Origin of the sequence: Geminocystis sp. NIES-3709 (assembly GCF_001548115.1) — a bacterium.
In the GTDB taxonomy this organism is placed as follows: Bacteria; Cyanobacteriota; Cyanobacteriia; order Cyanobacteriales; family Cyanobacteriaceae; genus Geminocystis.
In genome coordinates, this window is the sequence record NZ_AP014821.1 from 3,682,253 (window position 1) to 3,697,334 (window position 15,082).

13 protein-coding genes and 1 tRNA gene are annotated in these 15,082 nt (G+C 33.5%); 10 read left to right on the plus strand and 4 right to left on the minus strand.

The features are described 5' to 3' along the window. The first annotated feature begins 87 nt into the window (after window positions 1-87). The 3 genes from GM3709_RS15700 to GM3709_RS19885 all read left to right on the plus strand — a co-directional run bounded on the left by GM3709_RS15700 (window position 88) and on the right by GM3709_RS19885 (window position 2,473). On the plus strand, window positions 88-747 hold the full coding sequence (locus tag GM3709_RS15700) for an energy-coupling factor ABC transporter ATP-binding protein (RefSeq protein WP_060832849.1): 660 nt from the start codon (window positions 88-90) through the stop codon (window positions 745-747). An 85-nt stretch (window positions 748-832) separates the two neighbouring features. After that, window positions 833-1,378, plus strand: a complete 546-nt coding sequence (locus tag GM3709_RS15705; RefSeq protein WP_060832848.1) for an NYN domain-containing protein — start codon at window positions 833-835, stop codon at window positions 1,376-1,378. A gap of 142 nt (window positions 1,379-1,520) precedes the next feature. Next, a protein-coding gene (locus tag GM3709_RS19885; protein ID WP_144439385.1) for an IS630 family transposase occupies window positions 1,521-2,473 on the plus strand; the annotation gives its coding sequence in 2 pieces (ribosomal slippage) (window positions 1,521-1,857 and window positions 1,857-2,473; 954 coding nt in all). Window positions 2,474-2,500: 27 nt separating this feature from the next. On the opposite strand, the gene GM3709_RS15720 is transcribed toward GM3709_RS19885, so the two are convergent. Continuing rightward, the gene (locus tag GM3709_RS15720; protein ID WP_066121046.1) at window positions 2,501-4,036 is read right to left on the minus strand and encodes a tetratricopeptide repeat protein; all 1,536 of its coding nucleotides are present in this window, start codon (window positions 4,034-4,036) and stop codon (window positions 2,501-2,503) included. A gap of 78 nt (window positions 4,037-4,114) precedes the next feature. Further along, window positions 4,115-4,672 carry an orotate phosphoribosyltransferase gene (pyrE, locus tag GM3709_RS15725; RefSeq protein ID WP_066121048.1) on the minus strand — a complete coding sequence of 186 codons (558 nt, stop codon included), beginning with the start codon at window positions 4,670-4,672 and terminating at the stop codon, window positions 4,115-4,117. A gap of 60 nt (window positions 4,673-4,732) precedes the next feature. Between pyrE and GM3709_RS15730 the strand changes: the two genes are divergently transcribed. Continuing rightward, entirely contained in the window at window positions 4,733-5,152 is a 420-nt protein-coding gene (locus tag GM3709_RS15730) for a hypothetical protein (RefSeq protein WP_066121050.1), read from the plus strand. A 17-nt stretch (window positions 5,153-5,169) separates the two neighbouring features. Here the strand turns inward: GM3709_RS15730 and GM3709_RS15735 are convergent. Further along, window positions 5,170-5,242, minus strand: a tRNA-Ile gene (locus GM3709_RS15735). 64 nt (window positions 5,243-5,306) lie between these two features. Between GM3709_RS15735 and GM3709_RS15740 the strand changes: the two genes are divergently transcribed. Both GM3709_RS15740 and GM3709_RS15745 read left to right on the plus strand, forming a co-directional pair. After that, window positions 5,307-5,609, plus strand: a complete 303-nt coding sequence (locus GM3709_RS15740) for a hypothetical protein (RefSeq protein WP_066121052.1) — start codon at window positions 5,307-5,309, stop codon at window positions 5,607-5,609. Between the two features lie 112 nt (window positions 5,610-5,721). After that, window positions 5,722-7,050 (plus strand): hemolysin family protein, encoded by a 1,329-nt coding sequence (locus GM3709_RS15745; protein ID WP_066121054.1) that lies wholly within the window; start codon window positions 5,722-5,724, stop codon window positions 7,048-7,050. A gap of 66 nt (window positions 7,051-7,116) precedes the next feature. Here the strand turns inward: GM3709_RS15745 and GM3709_RS15750 are convergent, their stop codons facing one another. Beyond that, complete coding sequence (locus GM3709_RS15750) at window positions 7,117-10,686, minus strand: hypothetical protein (protein WP_066121056.1); 3,570 nt, start codon at window positions 10,684-10,686, stop codon at window positions 7,117-7,119. An 885-nt stretch (window positions 10,687-11,571) separates the two neighbouring features. On the opposite strand from GM3709_RS15750, the gene GM3709_RS15755 reads away from it, so the two are divergent. From GM3709_RS15755 to GM3709_RS15770, 4 genes are all read left to right on the plus strand, one after another. Then, entirely contained in the window at window positions 11,572-12,018 is a 447-nt protein-coding gene (locus GM3709_RS15755) for a hypothetical protein (RefSeq protein WP_066121058.1), read from the plus strand. A 550-nt stretch (window positions 12,019-12,568) separates the two neighbouring features. Then, window positions 12,569-12,784 carry a toxin-antitoxin system, antitoxin component, Xre family protein gene (locus tag GM3709_RS15760; protein ID WP_144439450.1) on the plus strand — a complete coding sequence of 72 codons (216 nt, stop codon included), beginning with the start codon at window positions 12,569-12,571 and terminating at the stop codon, window positions 12,782-12,784. Beyond that, window positions 12,771-13,064: a type II toxin-antitoxin system PemK/MazF family toxin gene (locus GM3709_RS15765; RefSeq protein ID WP_066121063.1), complete on the plus strand. Its 294-nt coding sequence runs from the start codon at window positions 12,771-12,773 to the stop codon at window positions 13,062-13,064. Before GM3709_RS15760 ends, GM3709_RS15765 begins: the two co-directional genes overlap by 14 nt. Before the next feature lie 259 nt (window positions 13,065-13,323). After that, window positions 13,324-14,958 carry a hypothetical protein gene (locus GM3709_RS15770; RefSeq protein ID WP_144439451.1) on the plus strand — a complete coding sequence of 545 codons (1,635 nt, stop codon included), beginning with the start codon at window positions 13,324-13,326 and terminating at the stop codon, window positions 14,956-14,958. The last annotated feature ends 124 nt before the right edge of the window (window positions 14,959-15,082 follow it).

The window sequence follows — 15,082 nt, forward strand, 5'->3', positions numbered from 1 at the left end:
CAATGCCCACCATTTTTTATGATAATATTTGACAGAATTCATTAATTAGATTGAAACTTAATTTACCTTTACTCACTACTTATAAACTTGTCTGAATTTGCGATCGAAATAGAAAACTTAAATTTTGGCTGGAATCTACAAACTCCCGTCTTACAATCTTGTAGCCTCAACGTACCAAGAGGGGAATTGTGGATGTTACTAGGTAATAATGGTTGTGGAAAATCAACTTTATTACGATTATTGGCAGGTTTACTAACTCCCGAAAGTGGCAAATTAACAACAGATAAACCATTAGGATTTGTTTTTCAAAACCCCGATCATCAGTTAGTAATGCCTACTGTAGCCGCTGACATTGCTTTTGGATTAGTAGAAGAAAAGCTCAACCTTTCTCAAGTCCAATATAGAGTAAGAGAAGCTCTTACCGCCGTCAATCTCTTAGAATTAGAACGTCGCCCTATTTATGCCCTTAGTGGCGGACAAAAACAACGAATAGCCATTGCTGGTGCGATCGCTCGTCATTGTCAAGTATTATTACTAGATGAACCTACAGCATTACTAGATCCAGATACTCAAATAGAATTAGTAATCTTAGTGCAAAAATTGGTAAAAGAAAGAGGAATAACGGCTCTTTGGGTAACACACCGTCTGGAAGAATTGAACTATGCTGATGGTTACTTTCTCCTCAAACAAGGGCAAGTGGTGAGTCAAGGAAAACCAGCAGAACTATTTGAAAGTTTGTGGCAATAAATACAGCTAAGATCTTAAATTTTTGTTAAAATTTACCATTATGACATCATGAATATGACCTTTAGTAAAATAAATATGCAAGAAAATGGTTTCTACAATTTCTCAAGCTATCTTGTTGGTAGATGGCTACAACATAATCGGGACATGGCATTGGCTTAAAAACATTAGAGATAAAAATGGTTTAGAACACGCCAGAGAATCTTTAATTGAAAGTTTAGTTAATTATACAGGTTACAAGGGATTAGAAGCAAAAATTGTTTTTGATGCCCATTATCAAAAAACCCCTTGTTACGAAGAAAAATTTAGTCAAAGCGTTTGCGTACACTATACATCCTACGCTGAAACGGCTGATACTTATATAGAAAAATTTTGTGCCTCTTTTCCTCGCCGTAATCCAGAAACCGATACAAGGATTATTGTTGCTACGTCTGATCAAGCACAACGTCATACTGTTGTAGGGTATGGAGCGGAATGGCTATCAGCTCATGGATTAGCAAAAGAAGTAGATTCCACTAAAAATAAAAGTAAGCGTAATTTTCGCCCTCGACAGAAATCTCAGGGGCGTTTTCTTTTTAATTCTTTAGATAGTAAAACTCAACAGGCTTTAACCCAAATGCGTTTTGGTAGTTAATAATGAAAAGTGAATAATTAGGGTTTGCTGAAAGATTTTTGGAGAATCAATTTTGTTATCTGAAGAAATGCTATAGCGTTTCTTACAATGATGAGGTACAATTTTGAGATGAAAAAATGTAGACGATATTAACATTAATCTAATGCGTCCCTACTCTTTGGATTTAAGACAAAAGATTATTCATGCTCGTGAAAAGCAACAATGCTCCATTCGTCAATTAGCTAAGAATTTTGGTGTGGCAAAAAGTTTTGTACAAAAGATAATCAAGCAGTATCAAGAAACTGGGGATCTCAAACCTCGTCATTCAGGGGGAAGACCCCCCAAAATAAATCCTGAACAAACGGTTGTCCTGTTAGAAATTATCAACGAAAATAATGATGCTACTCTCTGGGAATTAGCCGAGTTATTTGAGAAAAAAACTGGACTTAAACTCAGTACATCGACTATTGACAGAATCAGTCGTAAATTTGACGATACTGTCAAAAAAAAACACTGTATGCCACAGAAAAACATAGTGAGAGAGTTCAACAAAAAAGATCTGAATATTGGGATAAAGTGAGAGAAATTAATGAAGAGGACTTAATTTTTGTGGACGAATCGGGAAGTAATTTAGCAATGCTTCGCCTTTATGGTAGGGCAAAAAAAGGGTACAGAGTCAGAGGAGAAAAACCCCAGAAAAGAGGGGGTAATGTTTCTATAGTGACGGCAATATCCTTAAAGGAAGTAGTAGCATCAAGAAATATTTATGGTTCTGTAGATGGATTAACTTTTGAGGCTTTTGTGATCAGAGATTTAGTGCCCAAATTATGGGTGGGAGCTTGTGTAGTTATGGATAATGCAAAAATTCATTTAGGAGAAACAATTAGAAAGGAAATAGAGAAAGTGGGGGCATCATTGGTGTATTTATCACCCTATTCCCCAGATTTTTCACCCATTGAAAATTTTTGGTCGAAAGTCAAAAATCAGATCAGAAAACTAAAACCGAGAAATTATCATGATCTAGTAGAGGCGATTGGAAAAGCCATGGAGCAAGTAACACAGTTAGATATGCACAATTGGTTCACCCATTGCTGTTACTGTACCTCATCATTCTGATAAATGCTATATTATGTTGTTTTGTAATTAATAAGGATTAGTTTGTTTGCTATCAGATAAATCAAAAGAATATCGATCGGAATTATTTTTTTGGTGAGATTGTTTTTCTACATCAATTATTTCGGGATTTTTTCTTGCATTATATAAAACATTTTTATTAAGAAGGATATTACCTTCTTTTTGTAATAATAAAGATAAAGAATTTTGATTATGTATTGCTTGGGTAAAATTAGGATTGATTTTTAAGATTATTTGATAAGTATTAATAGACTGTTGATACAAACCTAAATTAGCTTGTAAAATAGCTAAATTATAATAAGATTTTAGATACATAGAATCAGCTTTAATAGCTAATCTATAACTTTTTAAGGATTGTTGAAACTCTCCTATTTCTTGATAAATTATTCCTAAATTATAATAAGCCTCTACTAAATTTGGTTGTAGTTTAATGACGTGAATATAATCATCGATCGAGCTTTCTTTATCTCCCAATAGATAATATATATTCGCTCGATTAAAAAATCCTTGAAAAATACTATTATTAATTTGAATAGCCATTGTATAATCTTCAATCGCTTTTATTAATTGTTTTAATTTAGTATAAGTAATAGCTCGATTAAAATAAGCAAAATAATTTAATGGATTAATTAATATTTCCTGATTATAGTTAGTTAATGCCTCTGAATAATTGTGTAGTTGTTGATGGAGATAACCTCGCCAATGATAGGCTAAATCATCTCGATCGTTCAAAGTAATTGCTTGAGAAAAATCAATTAATGCTCCTTGTATATCCCGTAATTTATATTTACAAATTCCTCTTAAAAAGTAATTTTTTGAATTATTGGGATTATGGGAGATCGATTTATTGTATAAAGAAATAGATTCTTTATAATTTCCTTTTTTAATATAAAATTTAGCCGATTTTTGTAAAAAATAATTTAAAGGTAAAACATCATTAATATAAAAATTTAAACCACTAATATATAGTAAATGGGATAAATTTATATTTGTTTTTTCTTTTTTAGTAGATAACAATTCAACGGGAATAAAACCCAAAAAAACAACAGAGTATTCTTTGAGACTAACTTTAAATTTTTTCGGGCAAATGACAAAAATGATAATACGATTATTGCTGATTTCTTCCTGAGAAATAGACCACTGAATATTATTAATATCACCTTGATTAGTTTTGACTAAAATCTTAATATTTGTGGCTTGTTTCAGTATAAAATAGCTATTGACTAAACTAGCTTCACAATCTTCATAATATTTATGATTATCTAACCAAGTTAAATGACCAAATTTTGATAAAAAAGCCTCTATACCTAATTTACGATAAAAAACTATTTCTAATATTTCTTTTAGTGGATAAGTTAAATTATATTTATTCGCAATTTCTTCTGATTCTAAAATAGATTCAACTTTAATTTTTTCGATCGTTTCTTCATTAATAAACACGACTTCACTATGGAGATATTTTTCCTGACAAACCAATAACTGTCCCAAATTAAGACGGGAGCAAAAATCCTGTTGTTGTGCCTTTAATGGTGTTGTCCAATCCATTATAATTTTGGGAAAAGTGATAAGTAATAGTTAATCGGGAATAAACTTTTCAGATAATTATTTGTATTTAATTTCTAACTAATTATTTCTAATATCTGCGAGAGTAAAAAGACTTTCAAATTCTAAACCTTGAGACTGATAAAATTCTGCACCTCCTGCCTGACGATCGATCATTGATATAATTTTATCAACGTGATAACCGGCACCTCTTAATCTTTCTACTGCTAACATAGCAGATTTACCTGTAGTAACAACATCTTCCAAAACAACAACATTAGAACCCGATGGTAAACTGGGGCCTTCTATATAAGCCTGAGTACCATGACCTTTTGCTTCTTTACGCACTATTAAAGCAGGAATAGGTTTATTTTCCAATGCGGAGACTAAACTTACTGCGGTGACAATGGGATCTGCCCCTAAAGTTAAACCAGCTACAGCAGTAGTATTTTTTGTTAAAAGAGAAAAAATTAATTTACCGACTAATAAAGCACCTTCTGCTCTCAATGTCACCTGTTTGCAGTTAAGATAAAAATTACTTTTTTGTCCAGAAGAAAGAGTAAAATCTCCTTCCTGATAAGCATATTTGACCAACAAATTTAATAATTCTTGTTTAAGAACAGTGCTATTATTTTCCATAAATCTTTTTCAATAAATCAGTTACAATTGACAGTAACATGATCTTACCAAATATCAATTATGTTATCAAAATTATCTCGTTTTGTAGCGATCGCAACTTTAACAACTTTAACTTGTGTAATTGCAAATCCAACTTCAGCAAAACCTGTTAGTGATTCTAAAGCAACAGAAACGGAAGTGATAGATCCAGTTCCCCCTCTTTCTATGAATGTATTAGTCAATCAAGCCTTTTTTACCCATAGTGGTACTTTTTTTGAAGATTCGAGCATAGCGGGTCAATTGAATCTTATCTTAGGTTTCCGCAGTTTTCCCATGGGATCTTTTCCCGAAAATAATGTTGCTAGTGATGCCTTATTAGTAAATGCGATCGTCGTAGACTATTTCAGACAGTTAAAGGAAAAAGATCCGACTATTCGCACCTATGATTTACCGAATCCTTTTGATACCTCTTTAAAAGAAGGCTTAGATTATAGAAGATAGTTCTTTTTGTGTGTCTATCCAGGGTACAGGAGTTGAACCTGTCTTGGGCGAATTATGAGTTCGCTGCCTCAACCGCTCGGCCAACCCTGGTATTTTTAACCTTCACTATTATAGAATATATCTTTGTCCTTTTGCCAAATTAATTTTTGTATTTATGAAAACAAATACTTCTGTCCTTTTATCTCCTACAGCAATTGCTAGTATTTTAGTAGTGTTGAGTAGTTTGTCGATCGGTTTGGCTACAGGGTTTTTGTCTTTTTATTTAGGAGCAGAATCTTTAACAGGAGTTACATCTCCAGAAGAAAATCCCACTCAGAAAATTAACAATAAGTCAGATAATGAAGGACAAGGCACAAATTTTCAATTAATTTCTGAACAAAAAATTCTTGTCAAAGTCTATGATCAAATTCATAAAGCTAGAGAAGAAAGTAAAGTCAAAGAACAACAAAAACAATAAAAAAAGAGTATTGATTAAATTTTTTCATTTTTACAAAATTCGTTGTTAAGTTTTTTTATCCTCAATTATTCATCCTTCGTTCATTGTCATTCGCAATTCGTCATTTAATATAATGACTTGGCAAAAAATATTATTTAGAGTCTCAGCAATTTTTCTTTTAATCGCTATCAATGCTTTTTTTGTTACCGCAGAATTTGCTATTGTTTCCGTCAGAAAATCTCGTATTGATCATTTAGTTATTGATGGTGACATACCTGCTCAAACAGTACAATCTTTACAAAAAAGTTTAGATCGTCTTCTATCTAGTACCCAATTAGGTATTACTCTCTCCAGTTTAGCATTGGGTTGGATTGGCGAAGATGCTCTGGCGATGTCTATACAATATCTAATCTATTTATTACCCTTTCCTCAACAATTTATTTATCCTCTGAGTCATTCTATTTCTATTCCGATCGCTTTTTTATCTTTGGTATATTTACAAATAGTTTTAGGGGAACTTTGTCCAAAATCTTTAGCATTATTATATCCGGAACAATTAGCTCGTTTTTTAGCCCCCCCAATCAGTGTTATTGGTAAAATATTTAAGCCTTTTATTGATATTCTTAATCAGTCCACTCGTTTTTTATTAAAGTTAGTGGGAGTAGAATATAAAGGACAAGGTTGGTATAAACAAGTTACTCCAGAAGAATTACAATTAATTATTAGAACTGAGAGAGATTCATCGGGATTAGAGGCAGAAGAAAGAGAATTATTGAGCAATGTTTTTGAATTTGGAGACGTAGAGGCTTTGGAAGTCATGACTCCTAGAGTTAATATTAAAGCCTTAGATTTGTCTGCTACTTATCAAGATTTATGGCTAGAAATATCAGAAACAAAGCATTCTCGTTACCCTGTCATGGGAGATTCTTTAGATGATATTCGAGGAATTGTTGATTTTAAGGATTGTTTAAATATTTTGGGAGAAAATCCTCTTAATCTTGATATTTCGATCAAAGAATTAATTAAACCAGTTCGTTTTTTACCCGAATCGACTTATTTGAGTGAATTATTGACGATAATGCAACAATCTCGCCTAAAAATGGTCATTATTGTCGATGAATATGGGGGCACTTCAGGATTAGTAACGATGCAGGATTTAATTAACGAAATTTTAGGGGGAGACGAAAACCAATTGGACGATGATAATTCTCATATTACAGTGATCGATGAGCAAAATTTTTTAATTCCAGCACAAATAAATTTAGAGGAATTAAATGATTTATTAGACTTTAATTTACCCTTAATTGATGATTATCAAACTTTAGGAGGATTTTTAGTTTATCACTGGCAAAAAATACCAAAACCTTATGAGGTGTTTAATTTTGATTCCTATCAATTTACCGTAACTGATATGGATGGCCCTCGAATTAATCAGATTAAAATTACTATTCGAGAGAATTAAGGCAGGGAAAAATCTGCAAAGAAAATCACGTTATAATGTATAATTATCAATTGGTAAATTATACCACTAAAAACGAATATCCCCTTTTACACTTCCAATAAAATTACCACTTTCACTCGAACCTAACTCAACTCTCATGGAGATAGGTGTATCGGGTAGTTTATACTCAATAATACCACCATAGCTAGTTTCTAATTCTCGGCTATTAAATCCTAAATTCAAATCAATATAGTTGCGTAGATAAGGACCGATCGAAATATTGAGACCCATTTTTTGTAACACTTCCACACCATAATAAATCTGTGTTCCTAATTCAACATTACCTTTAAAAATAGGGCCATCAATTAAACTAAATCGACCATTAAATAAACCAATAACACTACCATTACTATATTGAGGAATAATACCCAAAGAACTGGTTAAAGATAAACCATAGCCTTTAGTTTGACGGGAATAAGTATAAGCGAGGGTAACTTGCCAAGGATTATTGCTATTATTGGCACTATTCCAACTGAACCGCAAAAAAGGTACATGGGTATTAATAGCAGATAATTGTTTATTATCATCAAACTCCACATTGGTTGAAGTAGTGCTAACTACAGCATTGACATATACGCCTACACTTGGTTCATAAATACCAAAATCATTACGCTTCACTTCTCCAGCCGCCTGATTATCGATATTAAACCAAACTCCAGAGTTAACGGTATAATTCCAATCATCGGATGTTCCAGCATACACTAATTCCACGCTAGGGAGGAAAAGATAACCGTTGTAATACTTATTTTCGATCGTCCTTACATCAGTTTTTTGTAATACCAGTCGATCGAAAGCTAAATCAAAAGTTGCGATGGGAGTGGGAATAGCCGTTAAATCCCTAGAATTAAATTCTTGCACAAATTTCTTACCTTCGGGACTAATTAAAACAACTTGACTAGCAGAAGATTCATTGATTGGTTGTCCATTATTTTCAAAGGCAATGGGTTGTATTGGTAAAGTGTTACCTAAAAAAGTCAAAGGGCCTAAACTGCGATTAGATAACCTTGCTGATTGAACAGTGGTTTCTCCTTCTCGCCACTCTCCGACATCACTTTGAATAAATTGTACTGCCCGTTGAATATTACCAGTTTTGATTTGAAAAATGCTGGAATTTGTAGGAGTAATCTTACTAGGAAAAGTTACATAACCAGAAACTTGGTTTAAACTACTAGCTAAATTAGCATAGGCTAAAGTTGTATTTAGTCGTAAATTAATATTTCTTCTTTCTTCAGAAGTCGCCTTAGTATTTAAGGGTTTAAATAATTCATTGTTATTTCGTTGTTTTTTCGCCTCCTTAATACTATCGTTTAATTTTTCCATATTAAACACATCAAAAAAACCTCCCATTAACATCCCAATGGTAGAGTTAATACTCTGTACTTCATCTAATCGACCTCCACCTTCTAAGGGTACTGTTAAAGAAAATCCTGGATTGGCGAATAAATTATAAAAAGTCGCCTCTACATCCTCTTTAGAATATTGAAGAACAAAGCGATTATTTAACGCACTAACATAAATACGATACCAGTCATATTGATTTTCATCGATGTTAAAAGTATTAATTTCCGGCGGTTGAATACCTAATCCTAACCATAACAAAGAGTTCCAATAGTGATAATTTTTTTGTTTTTCATCTAAAAAAGGATTAACTAAAATCGTCAATAAATCTTTATTATCAAACTTTCCTTCTTGAGCAATTTTAATACCGGGAGCGGAAGTAATATCTGGATTAAAAATAGTAGCACGTTCTCCTGTAACAGTATTATTCCAAGAAATCCCCAGACTTTCCAAAATTTGTGGTGATATTGTTGCTCCTTCTTTTATATCTATGTCTGCTAAAGCTCGTAAATCGGAAGTGGGGAAACCTTGTAAGATTAAAGGTGCATTTTCAATATCCAAATTAGCAAATAAAGCCCCTCCTCCTCTGGGATTAAAAGTTGAAGCAACACCTATTTGATTATCATTAATAGCTGTAGGAGAAGGCAAAATTACTACCTCATTATTGCCTTGAGTTAAACTATCGGTATTTAATTCTACATCTCCGGCGGACACTCCTTCAGGATTTCTCAATTGTCCAGCAGTACTAATAACTCGATAATTTGATAAATCATCTATTTTAAACAACCGTTGTAAATCATTAGGAATTACCCACACAGCTTGATAACCACTAAAACTTTGTCTTTGGGTTAAAGTTTGGGCTAAGGTTTGATTCGTTTGTTTTCCTTGATAAACAATCCCCGCTAACCCTCCTCCTATTTCTCCTACGATAACATTATCTTCCAGTACCCAATATAGTTGATGACGATGGGAAAAAGCACCTATACCAACTTTATTCAATACGGGGTTATTGTCTGATTGTCTTAAATCTAGGTTTATATATAATTCTTCTGTTCTCGGTTTAAAAATTAGAGGGGAAAAAGTTAAGTTATCTGAACCATTTACAATCCAAGGATAACGAACAGCAGTATTACTCATGGCATTAGTTATCAATTCCTCTACGATTTGATAGGTTATCTTTGGAGGTTCGGTGGTGTCTGGTATTTTTTCGATCGTAGGATCTGGTTTTTCTTCTTCTATTGGTTCTTTTACTGGAGGTTGAGGATCAAGAATACGATCGATAGGAGCAACTTCTGCAATGGTATCATCGAGAATAAAATTATTATCTAGTTGAGCAATAAAAGGATTAATATTCACCCCTTCCACAAAACAATTCTCATCACAAAGTAAAGGATTAGACGGTACTGTTTCGATCGCCACTTGGGGTGTAGGATTAGGGAGAAATAGTTGCGCCAGATCCCAATTTTCTCGTTGTGCCATCAAAAAAGGAGTTAAATTCACCCCTTCCACAAAACAATTCTCATCACAAAGTAAAGGATTAGACGGTACTGTCTCGATCGCCACTTGGGGTGTAGGATTAGGGAGAAATAGTTGCGCCAGATCCCAATTTTCTCGTTGTGCCATCAAAAAAGGAGTTAAATTCACCCCTTCCACAAAACAATTCTCATCACAAAGTAAAGGATTAGACGGTACTGTCTCGATCGCCACTTGAGGTGTAGGATTAGGGAGAAATAGTTGCGCCAGATCCCAATTTTCTCGTTGTGCCATCAAAAAAGGAGTTAAATTCACCCCTTCCACAAAACAATTCTCATCACAAAGTAAAGGATTAGACGGTACTGTCTCGATCGCCACTTGAGGAGTAGGATTAGGTAGAAATAGTTGCGCCAGATCCCAATTTTCTCGTTGTGCCATCAAAAAAGGAGTTAAATTCACCCCTTCCACAAAACAATTCTCATCACAAAGTAAAGGATTAGACGGTACTGTTTCGATCGCTACTTGAGGAGTAGGATTAGGTAAAAATAGTTGGGCAATATTTTCTTCTTCATCTAACTGAGCAATAACAGGAAATTCAACAGGTAAAGTTTCGTGCGCGTAGCGTGCCTTTGGCATCGATTTATCTTCAATATTTTGTGTTGTAATAGGAGGAGAGGGGATTTTCGTTTCGGTTTCGGTTTCGGTTTCGGTTTCGGTTTCGGTTAATTTTTGGGATAAAACAATAGACTTAGTGTCTCTGTTGGACTCCTTATCAGGAGATATCATTGCTGAAGTATTTTTATTAGTACCACAAAATACACCACTCAGTATCAATATTATCAAGAGTATTTTATTGATTAATTTATTATTAATAATTATGTTTTTTAACTTCATGAATCAATTTTTAAAAGTGCCATATATGTGAGTGTATTCGTACAAATTTTAATACAAAAAATAAGTAGAAATATCAAAAAAAGTTATTACATTAACTTTCCATAGTAATGATATTATCTTTCGATTATCTTAAAATAATAACTTAATTATAAGTAATTTCACTGAGTTTTTTTCCTATAACTTTCATAATTTATGATTTATTCGATCGAATTTAACTTCCTTCTCATTAACTACATAAGCTGAACTTACACAAAAAGATCTAAGCATATTATAAGTATTATCTTTATTAACTCCATATATGGCATTTTCTATATTTATTTGCGAAACTTGTCATAAAATAAAGAAGAAGTAATGTTGTTGTTAAAATTTATAGATAAAAGAGCTTAAACACTTTTTGAGGTTAAACCTCTCACTAATATATCAATAATTGTGTATAGATAAATGAAAGATTAAAAATTTGTATTAAATATTTAAGTGTTAGATTTTACTTCTTAAAAAGAAATTATGTGGATTATTTATATAAGTTTTTCATGTATCAATTTATTTTGATATATCTTTTGTAAAAATCAATTATTAAAAAATTTTTCAAAAAAAAAGTTCAAAATATCAAATTGCGAATATAATGAGTATAGCACTTAAGATTTATAGAAATAATTATTAGTTGTCAAAATTGATTTTCCTTAAAATATAGTTATAAGGAAATCTAGCACAATTTACAAATATTTCTATAAACCTAAAAGTGACTAATCTCATAAAAAGTCAAAATAACTTAGAATTATGAACAATTTTCGTAAGACCTTACTAACCCTCGGTGTAATTGGTTTAGGTTCTGTTGTCGCTCCTTCCGCATTTGCTCAAAGTTATGCTTCCGGTAGTTCCACCATCGTTTTAATGAACGGTGCTAGTCAATCAGTAGGTGCAGAAATTTCTATTCCTAGTGGTCTTACCTTTCTTGGTACTGCTGGTAATGGAGAAGTAACAGTAACCCCTACTTTGGGAGTACCCGGTGACGGTACTGCTGATACTGGTTTAGCTATCAACGAACAAGAGATTACGACTTTAGTTGTTGATCCTGGTCTTCCAGATGCGAGTATCTTATCAGCAACACCGACTACATTTACTGCTGCTGCTGCTGCTGCTCTTGTTGCTGCTACTACGGCGGCAGATCTTCAAGCACAAGTATCCATTATCCGTGCTGGTGCTGGTGTTGACGGTTTAGAATAATCTTAGTTTTAAACCTTTCTAAATAAATCTCCCTTTTTGTTGAATAAGGGTTTTCCCTCCTCTTATCATACTCCTGTTAATAAAAGGAGGTAGAGGGGGATTTTGTTTTTTTATGAACTATTATCTCACAATGAAATTTATACTCAGATCTTGCACCTCGTTTAAAATGGACTGATGAGGGGAAGCAAAAGTAATAAGAATTGATGTTAACAGTATAAAAATTGATTTTCTTATTTTTGTCTATATTGATTTTCTTATTTTTGTCTATTAAGTATTTATGTTCTAATGCAAGATCTCAGTTATAGCAATTTGATCGAACTCAGGACTCGATCGAACTTTATAAACTCTTATCTCGATAGAATTTTATGAATCGTTAGCTCGATCGAAATTGATTAATCTTTAATACTTACGCATTTGTACCAAAAAGAAAGGTTTGGGAGATTGCATCGTGCCTCGCAATGACGGAATAACGATATTATTGAGTAAATTCTGATCTTTGAACTCGATCGATTTATAATCTGAGATAGATTAATAGTTAATGGTTATCGGTATGTATCAATTATCTTTAAATTTAGAACAGATATTAGAGTTAGTTAAGCAATTACCTGAAGGAGAAAAAATTAGATTAAATCGTGAATTGGAAAAAGATATTATTCAAAGCCAAAAACAAGATCGAGAAATAACGGCAGTTTATACAAAAATGTCCGAACAGGCATTTTATCAAATTTGGGACAATCCAGATGATGCTGATTATGACAACTTATAGTTTTGGTGAGATACTCCTTCTGCCTTTCCCTTTTACTGATCAAACTTCCCATAAAAAAAGACCTACTGCTGTTATTAGTTCTAATACTTATAATCAACACAAACCCGATATAATTATTATTGCCATTACCAGTCAAATAAATACTCCTTTAACTGATGGTGAATTATCTATCATAAAATTTCGTGAGGCAGGTTTACTCAAACCCTCGATAATAAAGCCCGTTATCACAACCATTGATAAAAATTTAGTGATTAAGAAATTAGGACAATTACAGATATAAGATTGTCGTAACTTACAAAATTTAATTCAAAAAATTATTGGTTAAAATTTAAGTCGTAATTTATTATCACCGATCAAACTTTATAAATCATTAACTCGATCAAACTTTATAAATCATTAACTCGATCAAACTTTATAAATCATTAACTCGATCGAATTATTTAAAATCATTATCTTGATCGAAAGTCTCAAAACCTTTATTTCATTATATTTTTAATAACCCCTAGGGGAAAATTATAATTTCTAGACAGGCTATTAATATGAATAAATATAAAACAATAATTTTATCGCTTCTTAGTACTATTACCATGATTTCCGCTACAGGTAAAAGTGTAATGGCTCAAGCCACCGCCACAGGTGCGATCGTGGAATTTAATCCCGTAACCGGTTATACTCAGTCCGTTAGTGGCGAAATAACTTTACCTACTGGTGCATTTAATGGCCCATTAAATATTACTCCAGTGGTATCTGGTAGTGCAAGTCCTCTGGATCCGATAATTCCTTTTTTAATTATTAATCCGGGTGGGATTGATTTTTCTATTCCCCCAACTACTTTAAATGCTCAAGCGGCAGAAATTCTTTTAAATGCTTTTGATTTATCGGATATTGTCTCAATTTTGAGAGCTAATACTAATTTCCTTAGTAATGGTACAGCAAATCAAGCGATCGCCACAGGTCAAACTACTTTACTTTATCCCGATGGCTCAACCCAATCCGTTAGCGGAGAAATTTCCTTACCGACAGGACTTTATTATGAAGGAGCTAGTTCTCCCCAAGATGGTGGGGGAAATGACATAGATCCTACCTGTGGAATTGGTTCAGGTTGTTTAGTCATAGGTACTGTTTTTGATGAAGCACAAGATGTCCTGGCTAATCCTACTGGAGTGCCTCGTATTAAAGAATTGATTATTGATCCGGGTGTACCCAATATTGCTGGTTCAGGTTATGATTTTAATGCCGCCGCTGCTTTCAAATTAACCGCAATTCCCCTAGCAGATCTTTCTGATATTGTTTCAGTTATTCGAGCAGGTAGTGGGATAAATGGCCCATTTTCCACTCAACTTCAAGCAAGGGCAATGGGTATGGTTATGGTAGGCACTCCTGATGGTACAACCCTATCGGTAAGTGGAGAAATAACCCTCCCCGCAGGATTATATTTTGATGGTACTTTATTTGATATTCCTGGTGGTGGTGTGGCTAATGTCGATAATGATTATTGTCCGGGTAGTAGTTGTTTAGCCGTTTTACCTGATATTCGATGGAGGGATTCTCTTGATTCCAACTCAGCTTTTATTAATCAGTTGACGATTAACCCCGGTTTCGTCTCCCCCGGAGATCCAGCCAATTTAACGGGGCTTTTCTCTCCTAGTTCTTTTGATTTTAATGCAGCTGTGGCAGGAAAACTATACGAATATATAGAACAAGATCAATTGACTCAAGATCAATTAGCAAATATTGTTTCCGTAATCCGTGCCGGTGCCGGTAGTCGTGGTTTATCCCCCGAAAATCGACCTATAGCTAGAGCTTCCGGTAGTGCCACGATCGTTCTTCCTAACGGCTCTACTCAGTCTGTTTCCGCAGAATTAAGTCTTCCAACTTCTCTTTATTTTCTCGGTGCAGATCCTGCAAATATTCAAGATACTGATGCTAGTACAGGATGTACTAATGGAACGGCTTGTTTTCTCCTTACCCCCAGTTTTGAACCGATTGATCCACTAAATCCCAATTTAGTAACTATTAGTCAATTATCGATCGATCCCGGAAGTCCAAACGATCCTAGTACTATTCGAGGATGGGATTTTGATGCCGCCGCAGCCGATGCGTTAACCAAAGCAACAACTTTAGAGGCTCAGGTTTCCATTATTAGAGCAGGTGCTGGCAGTGGTTTAGAGTAATAAAAATGATGAAAAAGAGAACCTAGGGTGGGCAATGCTCACCTTTTTTTTATGTATAGCAACAAGATGGATAAATCAGATAATTGTCAATTGTACATTATTCATTGTTGAACTTCTGCTATAA

Excerpts from the sequence above, each read along its gene's own strand:
- GM3709_RS15705 (WP_060832848.1), top strand. The coding sequence starts at position 833 with ATGGTTTCTACAATTTCTCAAGCTATCTTGTTGGTAGATGGCTACAAC.
- GM3709_RS15720 (WP_066121046.1), bottom strand. The coding sequence starts at position 4,036 with ATGGATTGGACAACACCATTAAAGGCACAACAACAGGATTTTTGCTCC.
- pyrE (WP_066121048.1), bottom strand. The coding sequence starts at position 4,672 with ATGGAAAATAATAGCACTGTTCTTAAACAAGAATTATTAAATTTGTTG.
- GM3709_RS15730 (WP_066121050.1), top strand. The coding sequence starts at position 4,733 with ATGTTATCAAAATTATCTCGTTTTGTAGCGATCGCAACTTTAACAACT.
- GM3709_RS15740 (WP_066121052.1), top strand. The coding sequence starts at position 5,307 with ATGAAAACAAATACTTCTGTCCTTTTATCTCCTACAGCAATTGCTAGT.
- GM3709_RS15745 (WP_066121054.1), top strand. The coding sequence starts at position 5,722 with ATGACTTGGCAAAAAATATTATTTAGAGTCTCAGCAATTTTTCTTTTA.
- GM3709_RS15750 (WP_066121056.1), bottom strand. The coding sequence starts at position 10,686 with ATGATATCTCCTGATAAGGAGTCCAACAGAGACACTAAGTCTATTGTT.
- GM3709_RS15755 (WP_066121058.1), top strand. The coding sequence starts at position 11,572 with ATGAACAATTTTCGTAAGACCTTACTAACCCTCGGTGTAATTGGTTTA.
- GM3709_RS15760 (WP_144439450.1), top strand. The coding sequence starts at position 12,569 with ATGTATCAATTATCTTTAAATTTAGAACAGATATTAGAGTTAGTTAAG.
- GM3709_RS15765 (WP_066121063.1), top strand. The coding sequence starts at position 12,771 with ATGACAACTTATAGTTTTGGTGAGATACTCCTTCTGCCTTTCCCTTTT.
- GM3709_RS15770 (WP_144439451.1), top strand. The coding sequence starts at position 13,324 with ATGAATAAATATAAAACAATAATTTTATCGCTTCTTAGTACTATTACC.